Genomic DNA, 14,614 nt, shown 5'->3' with positions numbered 1-14,614 from the left:
GTCGAAGGATCGTGGCGATCAGGGCTAATGAAAGCGTAATGATCCGGCCCTGAAGATCAGACGATTGCGGTGCTGGACAGATCCCGTGCGCGGCAGCTGCGCGGCGATCCTTCGCTGCGCTGGGTCTCGCCCCGTCCCGACTTGAAGGCCGAAGGTGTCCTGAGCCTACGGCGCAATACCGGCGAGGGACAGGGATGGTCCAGGGGATGCGCAGTCTTCCCGAACCTGTCCTGCCGGCCTGCTGGTCTGCCGGCCGGGCCCTGAACAGCAGATCGCGCCCCGGGCGGTTCTGCCCGAGAAGCGATCCGGAGAGGACGGCGAATGGGCTTCGCCGCCCGGTGACGATCTCAGGCGCGGCTGACGCTGGCGGCGGTGATCTCGGAGAGCTTCGTCGCGCCGACCTGGCGCATGATCGTCTCGAACTCGCGCTGCATGATCGCCAGAACCGCCGTGACGCCGGGCTCGCCGAAGGCGGCCAAACCCCAGACGTAGGGGCGGCCGATGCAGACCGCGTTGGCGCCGAGCGCCAGGGCCTTGATCACGTCGGTGCCGCGGCGGAAGCCGCCGTCGATGAGGACGGGCGCCTTGCCGTTGACCGCCTGGACCACCTCGGGAAGCGCATCGATCGTCGACTCGAGGCTCTCCTCGGCGCGGCCGCCATGGTTCGACACGATCAGGGCGTCGACGCCGTAATCGAGGGCCTTCTTGGCGTCCTCGTGGGTGACGATACCCTTGAGGACGAGCTTGCCCTTCACGATGCCGCGCAGGCGCTTCACGTAGTCCCAGGTCATGCCCGTGCCGTAGAGGTTCGTCACCTTCGACACGTCGATGTCGTCGAACATCGGCTTGCGGCTGACCTCGTTCTTGAAGCCCGGCGTATGGCAATCCGAGCAGGTGCGGGTGTCGAGGCGACGCTCCCGGAACAGCGTCTCGGTGTTGCGGCCGCCCTGGCGATCGACCGTGAGCACGATGGCGGGGGCGCCGGCCTTCTCGGCCCGCTTCACCAGGGCCTCGGTCACAGCCCAGTCGTCGGTCGGGTAAAGCATGTACCAGACGGGCGCGCCGCGCTCCTTGATCACGTCCTCGATCGCAGTGCTGCCCACGGTCGACAGGATCATCTGGTGACCCTTGACCTTGGCGCCGCGGGCCACCGCCGACTCGGCCTCGGGATGGAAGGCGGCCTGGCTGCTCACCGGAGCCAGGACGATCGGGCTCGCCCAGGTCTCGCCGAAGATCTTCACGGTGGTGTCGATCTTGCGCACGTCGATCAGGCGGCGGGCGCGGATGCGGATCTTCTCGAAGCCCTCGCGGTTCGCCTTCAGGGTCTCGTCACCGTCAACGCCGCTGGCCAGGTAGCCGTAATGGGCCGGGGGCAGGGCCTTCTTCGCCGCGGGCTCGAAATCGAAGACGTTGAGGGCCTGGCTCGGCGAATCGATGATCTCGCCGACATTGCCGGGGGACTGGCGCAGGACGTCGTAGCTCTGCGCCATGGCGGCGTCGGTGCCGAGGGCCGACAGGCCCGCGAGGGCGGCGACCATCGACGGCGCCACCACGGGGCTGGCCGACAGGAACTCCAGGAACTTGCGACGGTGGAACAACTTTTCAGTCTCAGAACCGGGCTGAGGTTGAAACATCTCGAACATTCAAAAGGCTCTCGGCGATCTCGCGGAGCCGCCGTCCTGCACCAGAGATGTTGCAGTGCGCAACAATGCGGCCTGGGCCTATAATTCTCTAGAGGCCCTGGTGCGGAGCCAATTATAATGCAAAAATCGAAATTTTACTGATTATGCATCGCATAAGTTTTTGAGGCGGAAGTCGTCGGAAATGCAGAGCTCTGCGTGAGTCTGCATGCTGCGTTGCACGCAGTGCACTATGGTCACGCTTCCATGGCCGGGATCCGCCCGGCTCAGTCGTCCTGCGATTCGACGGCCGCGCCGGTCGGGCCGCGATAGCCCGTCGCCAAGACGTAGAGTTCGCTCGAATCGGCCCGGCTCGCATTCGGCTTCACGTGGCGCACGCTGGCGAAGTCCCGTTTCAGGTCGGCGAGCAGCGTCCCTTCGGTGCCGCCCTGGAACACCTTGGCGAGGTAGGACCCGCCGGGCGCCAGGATCTCACGGGCGAATTCGGCCGCGGTCTCGGCGAGGCCGATGATCCGCAGGTGGTCGGTCTGCTTGTGGCCGGTGGTGTTGGCGGCCATGTCGGAGAGCACGAGGTCGGCCGGCCCCCCGAGGAGGTCGGTGAGCAGCGTCGGCGCCTCGGGAGCGAGGAAGTCGAGGGTGAGGAAGTCGACCCCGACCATCGGCTCGATCTCGAGCAGGTCGATCCCGACGATCTTGCCGCTGGCCCCCACGATCTTGGCCGCCACCTGCGACCAGCCGCCGGGGGCCGCGCCGAGGTCGACGATGCGCTGGCCGGGCTTCAGGAGCTTGAAGCGCTCGTCGATCTCGATGAGCTTGAAGGCTGCGCGCGAGCGGTAGCCCTCGCGCTTGGCCCGGGCCACGTAGGGATCGTTGAGCTGGCGCTCGAGCCAGCGCTTCTGCGAGGCGGTCCGGCCCCGCCCCGTCTTCACCCGCTGCTTGAGTTCGCCGCGCAGACCCGCGCCGGCACCACGCCTGTCACTCACCGGTAGCTCCCACGGCGCCAGACGCCGTCCTCACGCATCATGTTCATCAAGAGGCCCTCGCGCAGGCCGCGATCGGCGATGCGCAGGCGGTCCGAGGGAAACGCCCGGCGGATCGCCTCAAGGATGGCGCAGCCCGCCAGGACCAGGTCCGCCCGGTCCCGCCCGATGCAGGGATTGTCCGCGCGCTGTTCGAGCCGGGTGTCGAGGAGGTCGTCGATCGCCTCGCCCACATCGGCGTCGCTCATCCAGAGACCGTCGACCCGCCGGCGCTCGTAGCGGGCGAGACGCAGGTGCATCGCCGCCAGCGTCGTCACCGTACCGGAGGTGCCGAGCAGGTGGAAGTGCCGGGCATTCGCGGCGGGGGCGGCCCGGATGGCGAAGCGCGCCAGGAGATCGGCCACCTCCTCGACCATGCCCTCGAAGGTCAGGCGGGTGACGTCGGAGCCGCCGTGGCGCTCGGCCAGGGTCACGACGCCCACGGGCAGGGAATCCCAGGCGCGGATGCGCAGGGTCGGATCGGCCGAGGGGTTCGTCGCCGCGCCGTCGAGCCAGGCGATCTCGGTGGAGCCGCCGCCGATGTCGAAGATCACCACCGACTCGGAATAGGGGTCGGCCAGGGCGGCGCAGCCCGTCACCGCCAGGTAGGCCTCGGTCTGCCGGTCGACGATCTCGAGGTCGAGCCCGACCTCGTTGCGCACCCGCTCGACGAATGCGGCGCCGTTCACCGCGAGGCGGCAGGCCTCGGTGGCGATGATCTTCGCCCGCACCACGCCGCGGGCCTGCATCTTGGCCTTGCAGACCCGAAGGGCCTCGAGGGTCCGCTCGATCGCGGGCTCGCTGAGCCGGTCCGCGTTGCCGAGCCCCTCGCCGAGACGGACGATCCGCGAGAAGGCGTCGATCACCCGGAAGCCGTGCGAGGCCGGCTCGGCCACGAGGAGGCGGCAATTGTTGGTGCCGAGGTCGAGGGCCGCATAGGCGCTGCGCCGGCCCGGACGGCTGGCCGAAGCCGGCGTATCGGCGCGCGCCACCGGTGCCGCTAGCGGCGTCTTCCCGCCGCTCGGGCGGGCCGGCATGGTCGCGGCGCTCTCGTCCCTCATCGGCTGAGCCGAAATCCTCGATCATGGCCCTCGGCGGAGAGCCGGACCAACAGTCCCGTGAGACGCTACAGGTCTCCCCGGCAAACTGCAAAGCCTCGATCGCCCGGACGACCGCATCCGGGATGAATTCAGCGGCTCGAACGAAGCAGGCCGGGGCTCACCCGAGCGAGCTTTCCGCGCGGGCGCTCACCCGAGCTTGCTGGCCGCCGCCATGCGCGGCACCGGCCGGAGGAGGCTCTTCACCTGCGAGAACGGGCGCGGCCGGTTGATCACCTCGTCGAGGCGCGACCACAGGGTCTTGGGCGAGAACGGCTTGGCGATGATCTCGTTGACCCCGAGCGAGATCGCCCGGTCGACCACGTTGCGCCGGGGCTGGGCCAGCATCAGGATGATCGGGACGGTGGGCGACGGCGAGGTGGTGGGCGTGCGCGCCAGGCGGATGAACTCCTCGCCCGAGAGGATCGCCAGATCCCAGTCGATGATGGTGAGGTCCGGCTTGCTCTCCGCCAGGACGCCGAGGGCCTCGGCCCCGTCCGGCGCCTCCAGCACCCGCTTGATCCCGACGCGCATCAGCATGTCGCGCACGATGCGGCGGATGTAGAGACTCTCGTCGACCACCAGTGCCGAGAGGTCCGGAAAACTCGGGGTCGCGATCATGGATGCGGCATCGGGCCCGGCGGCTCGGGGCGGACATGCCCCGCCGACAGCCTACCGTTCGGGACTTTGCGCTTTGCTAACATCGGCCAGCAAATCGATTCGATCGGCGGTCGCGAGAATTGCCTCAGCGGCGGGCACGGGCCGGGAGCTGCGCGGGGGTGCGCTAAAAAGCTACGCATTTTGCCGCAGGAAAGTTACGGAACTCTCGCCAACCGGGGCAGAAGCATCTTGCGATCAAGGCGGCTTTCAGTCAGGACTAAGGCGTTATTCTTGGTCACCGCTGCTGGGAGTAATGATAGAGCGGAGCGTGGGCTGTCTGGGATGGCGCGCACGCGGTTATCGAAACTGATGGTCGGCGGACGGTTTTTGCGAGCTTTCTATGGGACGTGGTCGTGATTTTCGGGGGCCGCAGAAGCGCGGCTTCGATGAGGGTGGAGCCGAGCCGCGTTGGCCGGATCAGGCTCCTCCGAGCGGCGGTGGCTACGGTGGTGGTTTCGGCGGTGGCGGCGGTTTCGACCGTGGTCCGTCGCGCGCCGCTGCGGCGCCCTCTGGACCGGAGCGCGATGCGACGGTCAAGTGGTTCAACAAGGAGAAAGGCTTCGGTTTCGTCGAGCTGGCTGACGGTTCGGGCGATGCCTTCCTCCACATCCGCGCCGTTGAAGCTGCTGGCCATGCCGACCTCCTCCCCGGCACGCGCCTGACGGTTCACACCGCCCAGGGCCAGAAGGGTCCGCAGGTGACCGACGTCACCAGCGTGGACACCTCCACGGCCGAGGCCGCTCCCATGCGCGACGCGCGTCCGCCCCGCAGCGGCGGCTTCGGTGGCGGCGACCGCTTCGGCGGTGGCGGCGGCTACGGTGGCGGCGGTGGCGGCGGTAGCTACGGCGACCGCGGCGGTGATCGTGGCGGCGGTCGTTTCGCCAGCGGTCCGTCCACCGAGATGACCGGCACGGTGAAGTGGTACGACCCGGCCAAGGGCTTCGGCTTCGTCTCCGTCAACGACGGTGGCAAGGACGTGTTCGTGCACCGTTCGGCCCTCTCCCGCGCCGGTCTCGACTCCCTGGCCGAAGGCCAGCAGGTCGTCCTCGGCGTCGTCGAGGGTCAGAAGGGCCGCGAGGCCCAGAGCATCAACGTCGACGATTGATCGACACGGGCTGGCCGCGTTGCGGCCACCTTTCACGGCATGACTGAAACGGCGGCCCGCCCGGGCCGCCGTTTCGCGTTTCAGGCTGACGTCGCGAGAGACGCCAGTGCCTCCGGAGATCGGGATGCGGACCACCCTCCTCGCGCTGATCGGCCTTGCCGGGCTGGCGGCGCATGCTCCGGCCGCGGCCGAGGACTTCACCGGCTTCTATGCCGGCGTGAATGCCGGCTACGGCTTCGAGACCGGCGGGCGGGACAGGCGCGGCGTCGGGCCTGTTGCGCCGGGGGATGAGCCGGGAGCCGCCGACGGCGGTCTTCCGCCGAGCGCCCGGGATGCGTCCCGCGCCCTGCGATCGCGCAACCGCGCAGCCCCGGGCGCCGGCACCCTCCCCCGCTGAGCTCTCGCGACCGTTTCGGCCGAAACCGTCGCCTCCGAAGCCGTTGTTCCCGAAACCTGAGCTTCAACGAGAAAGGGCCACCCTCGTGGGCGGCCCTCTCGTATCGTCGGCGAAGATCCGCTGGGATCAGCGCGAATAGAACTCGATCACGAGGTTCGGTTCCATCTGGACCGGGTAGGGAACCTCGCCGAGGTTCGGCACGCGGGTGACGCGGGCCGTCATCTTGGAGTGATCCACCTCGATGTAGTCCGGCACGTCGCGCTCAGCGAGCTGCGCGGCCACGACGACGATCTCGAGCTGCTTCGAGGAATCCTTGACCTCAATCAGCTCGCCCGGCTTCACGAGGTAGCTGGCGATGTTGACGCGCTGGCCGTTGACCTTGACGTGACCGTGGTTGACGAACTGACGCGCCGCGAACGGGGTCGGCACGAACTTCGCGCGGTACACGACGGCGTCGAGGCGGCGCTCGAGCAGACCGATCAGGTTCTCACCGGAATCGCCGCGCAGGCGGATCGCCTCGGCGTAGTAACGGCGGAACTGCTTCTCGGTGATGTTGGCGTAGTAGCCCTTGAGCTTCTGCTTGGCGCGCAGCTGCGTGCCGAAGTCGGACATCTTGCCCTTGCGGCGCTGGCCATGCTGGCCGGGGCCGTACTCGCGGCGATTGACGGGGCTCTTCGGGCGGCCCCAGATGTTCTGGCCCATGCGGCGATCGAGCTTGTGCTTCGCCTGAATGCGTTTTGACATCGCGGTTCCTCTCGCAATGGAGATCTATCGAGGAACGCGCCCTCCTCTCTCCGCCGGGCCCGGAAGCCTGGAGCGGAGCGACAGGACGGACATTGCCGCCCACGGGTGCGCTTGAAAAGCATCGGGGCCCCTCGTCGGAGCCCCGTTACCGGCGCCTCGTTAGAGCACGCGGCCGCTTCCGTCAATGCCGAGCCGGCTGCCCATCACCTATTGCAGGCCGAGCGGCATCGCCTCCACCGCGACGCGCCCGACCCCCCGGGCCTCCAAGGAGCGGCGCAGGGGCGCCGTGAGGCCGGCGCCGCTGGTGAAGGCGCCGAGCACCGGCGCATCGTCCCGGCCCAGGGCGCGGGGGCTCGGCCCGATCAGCTGCGTCACCCGCCGGGCGATGGCCGGGGCCGGGTCGATCCAGGTCACGGGCCAGGGGGCAAGGGCCCGGAACCGGGCCAGGAGCAGGGGGTAGTGGGTGCAGGCGAGGCAGACCACGTCGGTCCGCCGGCCATCCTCCAGGGTGACGAAGCAGGGGGCGATTTCGCGGGCCAGGGCCGCGTCGTCCACGGGCTGGCCGGCCAGCTCGGCTTCCGCGAAGCCGGCGAGGTTCGGGGCGCCCACCAGGGTGACGGCGCAGGCGCTCGCGTAGGTCTCGACGAGTTCGTGGGTGTAGGCGCGCGCCACGGTGCCGGGCGTCGCCAGGAGGCTGACCACCCCCGAGCGCGTCGCCTCCGCGGCCGGCTTGATCGGCGGCACGACGCCGACGAAGGGCGTGGCGAAGCGCTGGCGCAGGGCCGGCAGCACCAGGGTCGAGGCGGTGTTGCAGGCCACCACGACGAGGTCCGGCGCGTGCAGCCCGAGCAGGCGCTCCATGACGCCGAGCACCCGCTCCACCAGCACCGGCTCGGACAGGCGGCCATACGGGAAGGCGGCATCGTCGGCGGCGTAGACGTAGGCGGCATCCGGTCGTGCCCGCCGGACCTGCTCCAGCACCGTCAGCCCACCCAGCCCGGAATCGAACACCAGGATGGTGGGCGCGGGCGCTACGCTCCGTGCCACGGCCGCCGTGGTCGCTCCTGCCATGAGATCGATCCGCATCCGAGTCCGGCCCGACTGTCCCGCGTGAACGGCGAAGTGTCGGCCCCGAAGGGTTAAGGGGAGGTCACCGTGGCCGGAAAAAGGCGATCGACCCGGCGGTCCGAGCGTAGCCGCGACGAAGGACCCCGCACGGTCTCCGTTGCCGAATGGCCGCGGGGCCATATCTCCTCTCTCACGTTCAGGTTTGCGGGTTCAGGTATGGGAGTGGCCGCCATGGCAGCGTCGGCAGCGTTTCTGGAGACCCCTGTGGCCGAGCCCGGCCGGTCTGCGTTCCCACCCCCGCCCCTCTCGGCGATGCCGGTGGACCGCGCAGCCTGGATCGCGGCCTTCCATCACGTCCGCGACGAGACCGAGCGCCGCGCGGCGCCGCTGTCCCCGGAGGACCAGCAGGTCCAGTCGATGGCGGATGCCAGCCCGACGAAATGGCATCGCGCGCACACCACGTGGTTCTTCGAGCAGTTCCTGCTGCGTGAGCATCTGCCGGGCTACGCCATCTACGACGAGCGGCTGCACTACCTCTTCAACTCGTACTACGTCGCCGCCGGCCCCCGTCAGCCCCGGATCATGCGCGGGCTCATCACCCGGCCGACGGCGGACGAGGTCGCTGCCTACCGCGCGCATGTCGACCGCTCGGTGGATGCCCTCCTGAGCCAGGCCTCCGCCAGTGCCCTCGAGGCGGTGCTCCCGGTCCTCGAGATCGGGCTCTATCACGAGCAGCAGCACCAGGAATTGCTGGTCACCGACATCCTGCACGCCTTCGCGCAGAACCCGCTCGGCCCGGCCTATGACGGGGATTGGCGTTTCCCGAGGCCCCAGAGCGTTGGGGGACGCGCGGAGCTGCGCCGGAGCATCGAGTCCATCGGCCATACGGGCGAGGGCTTCTCCTTCGACAACGAATCCCCGCGCCACGATGCCTTGATCCAGGGCGGCACCCTCGACAGGGCCCTGGTCACCAACGGGCAGTGGCGCGAATTCATGACGGATGGCGGCTACGCGCGGCCCGAGCTCTGGCTGTCGGACGGCTGGATCGCCGCCCAGACCGAAGGGTGGGAAGCGCCGGGCTACTGGCGCGAGACCGAGGGCGGATGGGCGAGCATGACGCTTGCCGGCATCCAGCCGGTCGATCCCGACCTTCCCGTCACCCACATCAGCTACTACGAAGCCGATGCCTATGCTCGCTGGGCCGGGCGTGACCTGCCGACCGAGTTCGAGTGGGAAGTCGCGGCCCGCGCGGACAAGCTCCCCGACGCCTTCGGCCTCGTCTGGCAGTGGACTCGCAGCGCCTACACGGCCTACCCCGGCTACCGCCCGGTGGACGGCGCACTCGGCGAGTACAACGGCAAGTTCATGTCGAACCAATTCGTCCTGCGCGGCTCCTCGGTGGCGACGCCGCAGGGCCATGCGCGGGTCGGCTACCGCAACTTCTTCTATCCCCATCAACGCTGGCAGTTCACGGGCCTGCGCCTGTCGGACGCCCGGTCCTGATCCTCGACCCGTCGCGTGCCCGGAGACGTCCCTTGACCATCAACCCCGTCTTCACGGACGCGACCCCGATCGCGGCCATCGATGCCGAGCGCCAGTTCCTGGACGATGTGCTGACCGGCCTCTCGGCGCCCCAGAAGTTCCTGTCGGCGAAGTATTTCTACGACGCCGCTGGCTCGGACCTGTTCGAGGCGATCACCCGGCAGCCGGAATACTACCCGACCCGCACGGAGCTCGGCATTCTCGACGCGCAAGGATCGGCCATCGCCGCGACCCTGCCGGCCCGGGCGACCCTCGTCGAGCTCGGCAGCGGCTCGACCGTGAAGGTCCGGCGCCTGATGGTGCACCGGCCGGACCTCGCGGCCTACGTCCCGGTCGATGTCTCGGAGAGCTTCCTGCTCAGCGAGGCCGAGGCCCTGGCCCGGGACTTCCCGAACCTGACGATCGCCCCCGTTGCGGCGGATTTCACCCGGGCCTTCACCCTCCCGGCCGGGTTGTCGGGCGGCCCGGTCGCCGGGTTCTTCCCCGGCTCCACCATCGGCAATTTCGAGCCGCCCGAGGCGACCCGGCTGCTCGCCCATTTCGGGCGGGTGCTCGGGGCGGGCGCTACCCTGATCATCGGTGTGGACCTCGTGAAGGAGAAGGCGGTGCTCGATGCCGCCTACGACGATGCCGCCGGCGTGACGGCGGCCTTCAACCGCAACCTGCTCGTGCGGATGCGCCGCGAACTCGGCGCGGAGGTCGATCTCGACGCGTTCGTCCACCGGGCCTTCTTCAACCCCGAGGCCTCCCGTATCGAGATGCACCTCGTCAGCCTGAAGGCCCAGACCATCCGCATCGCGGATCGCCGCATCGCCTTTGCCGAGGGTGAGACGATCCACACCGAGAACAGCTACAAGTACACGGTCGAGAGCTTCCGCACCCTGGCGGGCGAGGCCGGCTGGGGCGCTGAGGCGGTCTGGACCGATCCCGATCGGCTGTTCTCGATCCACGCCCTGCGGCGGGGCTGAGGGCGCGAATCGAAACCGGTCGATCCCTGCGGACGACCGGCCTCCGCGCGTCGCTGAAGTGCTTCGTTGGGCGTGACGTGGGACCGGCGCCGGTTGGTTCGACCGGCGTCCGGATCAGCTGCGCTTCTCCATCATCGCCTTGACCTGCATCAGCTGGTCCCAGAGCTGGCCCGGCGAGGTCCCGAGGAAATCGAGGCCGGTGGTCACGCCCCAGTAGAGTCCGAAGACGATCACCGGAACCAGGATCCAGCCCAGGATCTCCTCGCCGCGCCGGCGGCGCCGACGCCGCAGCCGGCGCTGCTCCCGCGCCGTGAGCTTCGGGGCGGCGGCCTGCTTGGTGGCGATGGGCGTGAGGGGACCCTCGTGCAAGTCGTTCATCGGGGACGCCCCTCCTCAACCGATCTCAGCGCTGGGGAGGCGTATCCGGCCAGTCTCTCGCAGTGTCCGCGCTCCATTCCCGCGCTTGCTAACCATCCGGCGACCTCGTGTCGACCGCCGGATGTGGTTTTCCGCCGCCCGTCGGACGTGAAAAACCGGCCCCTCCCGAGGGGAGAGGCCGGTTCGACCGGGTGGATCTCAGGCCCTGGCCTTTCAGGCCTTGACCAGCGGCACCTTCGGAACGGTGCGGACCCCGGAGCCGCCGCTGGGGCCGCCCTTGTCGTCGCGCTTGTCGTTCGTCTTGCGCGCCGAGGCCTTGGCCTTCGTGCGCTTGTGCTTCTTGGCCGCGTTGGCGACGTCCTTCTCGGGCTTCGGCGTGACCGGACCGGCCGGGAACTCGAAGCCGAGCGCGTCCTTCTCCGCGCCCTCGCCCTTGCGCAGGACGACCCGCACCGCGCCGCCGTCCTTGAGCCGCCCGAACAGAACCTCGTCGGCCAGCGGCGTCTTGATGGTCGATTGGATCAGGCGGGCCATCGGGCGGGCGCCCATCGCGTCGTCGTAGCCGTTCTCGGTCAGCCACTCGCGTGCCTCGTCCGAGAGCTCGATGGTGACGTTGCGGTCGGCGAGCTGCGCCTCGAGCTGGAGGACGAACTTGTCGACCACCTTCGCCACCACGTCCTTCGGCAGGTGCCCGAAGGAGATGATCGCGTCGAGACGGTTGCGGAATTCCGGCGCGAACAGCTTGTTGATCGCCTCGACGTCGTCACCCGTGCGCTTGGCCTGGGTGAAGCCATAGGCCGAACGCGCGAGGTCGGAGGCGCCCGCATTCGTGGTCATGATAATGATCACGTTGCGGAAGTCGACCTGCTTGCCGTTGTGGTCGGTGAGCTTGCCGTGATCCATGACCTGCAACAGGATGTTGAACAGGTCCGGATGCGCCTTCTCGATCTCGTCGAGCAGCAGCACGCAGTGCGGATGCTGGTCGATGCCGTCGGTGAGCAGGCCGCCCTGGTCGAACCCGACATAGCCGGGGGGCGCGCCGATGAGGCGGCTGACCGTGTGCCGCTCCATGTATTCCGACATGTCGAAGCGCAGCATCTCGACGCCGAGGGACGCGGCGAGCTGCTTGGCGGCCTCGGTCTTGCCGACGCCGGTCGGGCCCGCGAACAGGTACGAACCGATCGGCTTGTCGGGATCGCGCAGGCCCGCGCGGGCCAGCTTGATCGCGGAGGTCAGCGCGTCGATGGCGTTGGGCTGGCCGTAGACCACGCGCTTAAGGTTCTCGGTAAGGTTCTTGAGAACCACCGCGTCGTCCTTCGAGACGGTCTTCGGCGGGATGCGGGCCATCGTGGCGATGGTCGCCTCGATCTCCTTGACGCCGATGGTGCGCTTGCGGCGTGCCTCCGGCACCAGCATCTGCGAGGCACCGGTCTCGTCGATCACGTCGATCGCCTTGTCCGGCAGCTTGCGGTCGTTGATGTAGCGCGCCGAGAGCTCGACCGCGGCCTTCACGGCCTCGGTGGTGTACTTGAGCTTGTGGAACTCCTCGAAGTACGGCTTCAGGCCCTTCACGATCTCGATCGCGTCGGGGATCGACGGCTCGTTGACGTCGATCTTCTGGAAGCGACGCACCAGGGCGCGATCCTTCTCGAAGTACTGGCGGTACTCCTTGTAGGTGGTCGAGCCGATGCAGCGCAGCGAGCCGTTGGCCAGGGCGGGCTTGAGCAGGTTCGAGGCATCCATCGCCCCACCGGAGGTGGCGCCGGCGCCGATCACCGTGTGAATCTCGTCGATGAAGAGCACCGCGTTCGGGTGCGCCTCGATCTCCTTCATCACCTGCTTGAGGCGCTCCTCGAAGTCACCCCGGTAGCGGGTGCCCGCCAGCAGGGTGCCCATGTCGAGGGAGAAGACCGTGGCCTCGATGAGGACCTCGGGCACCTCCTTGTTGATGATCTTGCGCGCCAGGCCCTCGGCGATGGCGGTCTTGCCGACGCCGGGCTCGCCCACGAGGAGCGGGTTGTTCTTCTGGCGACGGCACAGGATCTGGATCGTGCGCTGCACCTCGGCCTCGCGGCCGATCAGCGGGTCGATCCGCCCGTCGCGGGCCTTCTTGTTGAGGTTGACGCAGTAGGCCTCGAGGGCATCGCCCTTCTTCTTCGTGCGGCCTTCGCCCTCGTCGCCGCTCGGACGCTCGGAGGCGGATTCCTCGTCAGCACCGCGCACGGGCTTGGCCTCGGACGCGCCCGGGCGCTTGGCGATGCCGTGGCTGATGTAGTTGACCGCGTCGTAGCGCGTCATGTCCTGCTCCTGCAGGAAGTACGCGGCATGGCTCTCGCGCTCGGCGAAGATCGCCACCAGCACGTTCGCGCCGGTGACCTCCTCGCGCCCGGAGGACTGCACGTGGATCACGGCACGCTGGATCACGCGCTGGAAGCCGGCCGTCGGCTTGGCATCCTGGCGGCCGTCCCCGATGAGGTTCGACAACTCGGTGTCGACGTACTCGACCAGGCTGCGCTTGAGGGTGTCGACCTCGACGTTGCAGGCCCGCATGACGGCGGCCGCGTCCTGATCATCCACGAGGGCGAGCAGGAGATGCTCCAGCGTCGCATATTCGTGCCGGCGCTCGCCGGCGAGCGCCAGGGCGCGGTGGAGAGCTTGTTCTAGGCTGCGAGAGAAGCTGGGCAAAGCGTGGCCTCTGTGTGGGGTGCCTATTTCTTTTCCATAACGCACTGGAGAGGATGTTGGTGTTTGCGGGCGAAGTCCATGACCTGCGTCACCTTGGTCTCCGCAACTTCGTACGTGAAGATCCCGCACTCGCCGACACCATTGTGGTGCACGTGCATCATGATCTGAAACGCGACTTCCTGGGACTTGTTGAAGAATTTCTCGACGACGTGAACCACGAACTCCTGAGGCGTGTAGTCGTCGTTCAGCAAGAGAACCCGGTAGAGGCTCGGTCGCTTGGTCTTGGGCTTGGTGCGGGTGATGATGGCGGTCCCGGACCGGCCGTCATCCGTACCACCCGGTTCGCGTGGCTCGTCCGTCGCCCGCACATTCGCGACGCGCCGGTGCGGTGAAAAGGTCTCGGGGCCGTCCGCGCGCGAGGATTCGCTGCCCCGTATCAGGACGTCGGTCATCTGAATCGCATCGACCCCTTGGTGCGGCATGCTGCTTGGTGGCTGCTCATCCGCGGGTCGCGCCGGCGAGGCGCGCTCGCATCGCTGGTAATCTATAGGGCGATCGGTCGCTTCGCCAGTCGGCTGCGCGCACTTGTCCGAGACGGCAGCGGACCGGCTTCCCCAACCACCCGGACGACGCTCTCGGAACGCCCGGTCCCGGACACGAAAAAGGCCCCGTGCGAGCGATCGCACGGGGCCGGACTGTCAGAACGTGAAGGACTGCGGCGGGCCGTGCGCCCGCCGCGCGGCGCCCCGGTCTCAGGCCGCCTTCTGGTCGGCCGCGGGGAAGCCGGGAAGCTTGGGGAAGCTCGCGAGGTCGAAGGTCTTCGCGTTGAAGAAGGCCTTCGGGTTGAAGAGATTTTTGGGGTCGAAGAAGCTCTTGAAATCGAACGGCGCCTTGGCCTGATGCGGCGCTCCGACGTCCTGGGCGAGGCCCTGGTACAGGTCGGTCATCACCTTGGCCTGGTTCTGCAGGCGCTCGTAGGACGCCTTGAGGTACTCGGCCTGGATCTCCAGGGCGGACTGCAGCGTGCGCGCAGCGGCCAGCTGCTTCATCGCTTCGGCGCCGGCGCTGTAGGATTCCTTGGCGAAATCCGCCATCTCGATGCCGGCCGTCTGATTGGTCTTGGCGAGCGAGGAGACGCTCTTCATCACGCTGGCGAGGCCGGTCTTGTTCATCTCGGCGGCCTTCTCGTACATTTGGGTCATCTGACGATCCTTTCGCCCCCGCGGGGCTTACCCTGATGTGTCGGGCAATTGCCCGCGAGGCCGAAGCCGGCCGTGACGTTTTGTGTGCGACGCAACATAAAACGTCAAG

General features: G+C 68.3%; 14 protein-coding genes. 4 read left to right on the top strand and 10 right to left on the bottom strand.

Annotation, left to right across the window (positions count from 1 at the left end; genetic code table 11):
• Window positions 1-347 precede the first annotated feature (347 nt).
• The 4 genes from AC0IY1_RS20990 to AC0IY1_RS20975 all read right to left on the bottom strand — a co-directional run bounded on the left by AC0IY1_RS20990 (window position 348) and on the right by AC0IY1_RS20975 (window position 4,377).
• Window positions 348-1,598, bottom strand: a complete 1,251-nt coding sequence (locus AC0IY1_RS20990; RefSeq protein WP_471772126.1) for an alpha-hydroxy acid oxidase — start codon at window positions 1,596-1,598, stop codon at window positions 348-350.
• Window positions 1,599-1,906: 308 nt separating this feature from the next.
• Complete coding sequence (locus AC0IY1_RS20985; RefSeq protein WP_471772124.1) at window positions 1,907-2,623, bottom strand: RlmE family RNA methyltransferase; 717 nt, start codon at window positions 2,621-2,623, stop codon at window positions 1,907-1,909.
• Window positions 2,620-3,720: a Ppx/GppA phosphatase family protein gene (locus AC0IY1_RS20980; protein WP_055953412.1), complete on the bottom strand. Its 1,101-nt coding sequence runs from the start codon at window positions 3,718-3,720 to the stop codon at window positions 2,620-2,622. Before AC0IY1_RS20980 ends, AC0IY1_RS20985 begins: the two co-directional genes overlap by 4 nt.
• A 186-nt stretch (window positions 3,721-3,906) precedes the next feature.
• Window positions 3,907-4,377: a response regulator gene (locus AC0IY1_RS20975; protein ID WP_055953409.1), complete on the bottom strand. Its 471-nt coding sequence runs from the start codon at window positions 4,375-4,377 to the stop codon at window positions 3,907-3,909.
• Window positions 4,378-4,756: 379 nt separating this feature from the next.
• On the opposite strand from AC0IY1_RS20975, the gene AC0IY1_RS20970 reads away from it, so the two are divergent.
• Together AC0IY1_RS20970 and AC0IY1_RS20965 are read left to right on the top strand one after the other, a co-directional pair.
• Window positions 4,757-5,521, top strand: coding sequence for a cold-shock protein (locus AC0IY1_RS20970; protein WP_055953406.1), 765 nt, complete (start codon window positions 4,757-4,759; stop codon window positions 5,519-5,521).
• 124 nt (window positions 5,522-5,645) lie between these two features.
• Entirely contained in the window at window positions 5,646-5,918 is a 273-nt protein-coding gene (locus AC0IY1_RS20965) for a hypothetical protein (RefSeq protein ID WP_471772121.1), read from the top strand.
• Between the two features lie 126 nt (window positions 5,919-6,044).
• On the opposite strand, the gene rpsD is transcribed toward AC0IY1_RS20965, so the two are convergent.
• A complete protein-coding gene (gene rpsD, locus AC0IY1_RS20960) occupies window positions 6,045-6,662 on the bottom strand; it encodes a 30S ribosomal protein S4 (protein WP_471772118.1) in 618 nt (205 codons plus the stop codon).
• A 207-nt stretch (window positions 6,663-6,869) separates the two neighbouring features.
• Window positions 6,870-7,748, bottom strand: a complete 879-nt coding sequence (gene murI, locus AC0IY1_RS20955; protein ID WP_471772114.1) for a glutamate racemase — start codon at window positions 7,746-7,748, stop codon at window positions 6,870-6,872.
• 213 nt (window positions 7,749-7,961) lie between these two features.
• On the opposite strand from murI, the gene egtB reads away from it, so the two are divergent.
• Window positions 7,962-9,233, top strand: a complete 1,272-nt coding sequence (gene egtB / locus AC0IY1_RS20950; protein WP_471772112.1) for an ergothioneine biosynthesis protein EgtB — start codon at window positions 7,962-7,964, stop codon at window positions 9,231-9,233.
• 32 nt (window positions 9,234-9,265) lie between these two features.
• A complete protein-coding gene (gene egtD, locus AC0IY1_RS20945) occupies window positions 9,266-10,240 on the top strand; it encodes an L-histidine N(alpha)-methyltransferase (protein WP_471772109.1) in 975 nt (324 codons plus the stop codon).
• Between the two features lie 114 nt (window positions 10,241-10,354).
• On the opposite strand, the gene AC0IY1_RS20940 is transcribed toward egtD, so the two are convergent.
• The 4 genes from AC0IY1_RS20940 to AC0IY1_RS20925 form a co-directional block, all read right to left on the bottom strand.
• Entirely contained in the window at window positions 10,355-10,618 is a 264-nt protein-coding gene (locus AC0IY1_RS20940) for a hypothetical protein (RefSeq protein WP_471772106.1), read from the bottom strand.
• 213 nt (window positions 10,619-10,831) lie between these two features.
• Window positions 10,832-13,303 carry an ATP-dependent Clp protease ATP-binding subunit ClpA gene (gene clpA, locus AC0IY1_RS20935; protein ID WP_103710119.1) on the bottom strand — a complete coding sequence of 824 codons (2,472 nt, stop codon included), beginning with the start codon at window positions 13,301-13,303 and terminating at the stop codon, window positions 10,832-10,834.
• Window positions 13,304-13,326: 23 nt separating this feature from the next.
• Window positions 13,327-13,755 carry an ATP-dependent Clp protease adapter ClpS gene (gene clpS / locus AC0IY1_RS20930; protein WP_244477326.1) on the bottom strand — a complete coding sequence of 143 codons (429 nt, stop codon included), beginning with the start codon at window positions 13,753-13,755 and terminating at the stop codon, window positions 13,327-13,329.
• 300 nt (window positions 13,756-14,055) lie between these two features.
• On the bottom strand, window positions 14,056-14,505 hold the full coding sequence (locus AC0IY1_RS20925) for a phasin family protein (protein ID WP_471772103.1): 450 nt from the start codon (window positions 14,503-14,505) through the stop codon (window positions 14,056-14,058).
• Window positions 14,506-14,614: the final 109 nt, after the last annotated feature.

This window comes from Methylobacterium sp. AC690 (assembly GCF_979256535.1).
The sequence above is the reverse complement of the archived record's forward strand: the minus strand, read 5'-3'. Positions and strand labels throughout refer to the sequence as shown.

Bases quoted from the DNA above. Each gene is read 5' to 3' on its own strand.
- AC0IY1_RS20965 (WP_471772121.1), top strand. From the start codon at position 5,646: ATGCGGACCACCCTCCTCGCGCTGATCGGCCTTGCCGGGCTGGCGGCG.
- egtB (WP_471772112.1), top strand. From the start codon at position 7,962: ATGGCAGCGTCGGCAGCGTTTCTGGAGACCCCTGTGGCCGAGCCCGGC.
- murI (WP_471772114.1), bottom strand. From the start codon at position 7,748: ATGCGGATCGATCTCATGGCAGGAGCGACCACGGCGGCCGTGGCACGG.
- AC0IY1_RS20970 (WP_055953406.1), top strand. From the start codon at position 4,757: ATGGGACGTGGTCGTGATTTTCGGGGGCCGCAGAAGCGCGGCTTCGAT.
- rpsD (WP_471772118.1), bottom strand. From the start codon at position 6,662: ATGTCAAAACGCATTCAGGCGAAGCACAAGCTCGATCGCCGCATGGGC.
- clpS (WP_244477326.1), bottom strand. From the start codon at position 13,755: ATGACCGACGTCCTGATACGGGGCAGCGAATCCTCGCGCGCGGACGGC.
- AC0IY1_RS20925 (WP_471772103.1), bottom strand. From the start codon at position 14,505: ATGACCCAAATGTACGAGAAGGCCGCCGAGATGAACAAGACCGGCCTC.
- AC0IY1_RS20980 (WP_055953412.1), bottom strand. From the start codon at position 3,720: ATGAGGGACGAGAGCGCCGCGACCATGCCGGCCCGCCCGAGCGGCGGG.
- AC0IY1_RS20940 (WP_471772106.1), bottom strand. From the start codon at position 10,618: ATGAACGACTTGCACGAGGGTCCCCTCACGCCCATCGCCACCAAGCAG.
- AC0IY1_RS20975 (WP_055953409.1), bottom strand. From the start codon at position 4,377: ATGATCGCGACCCCGAGTTTTCCGGACCTCTCGGCACTGGTGGTCGAC.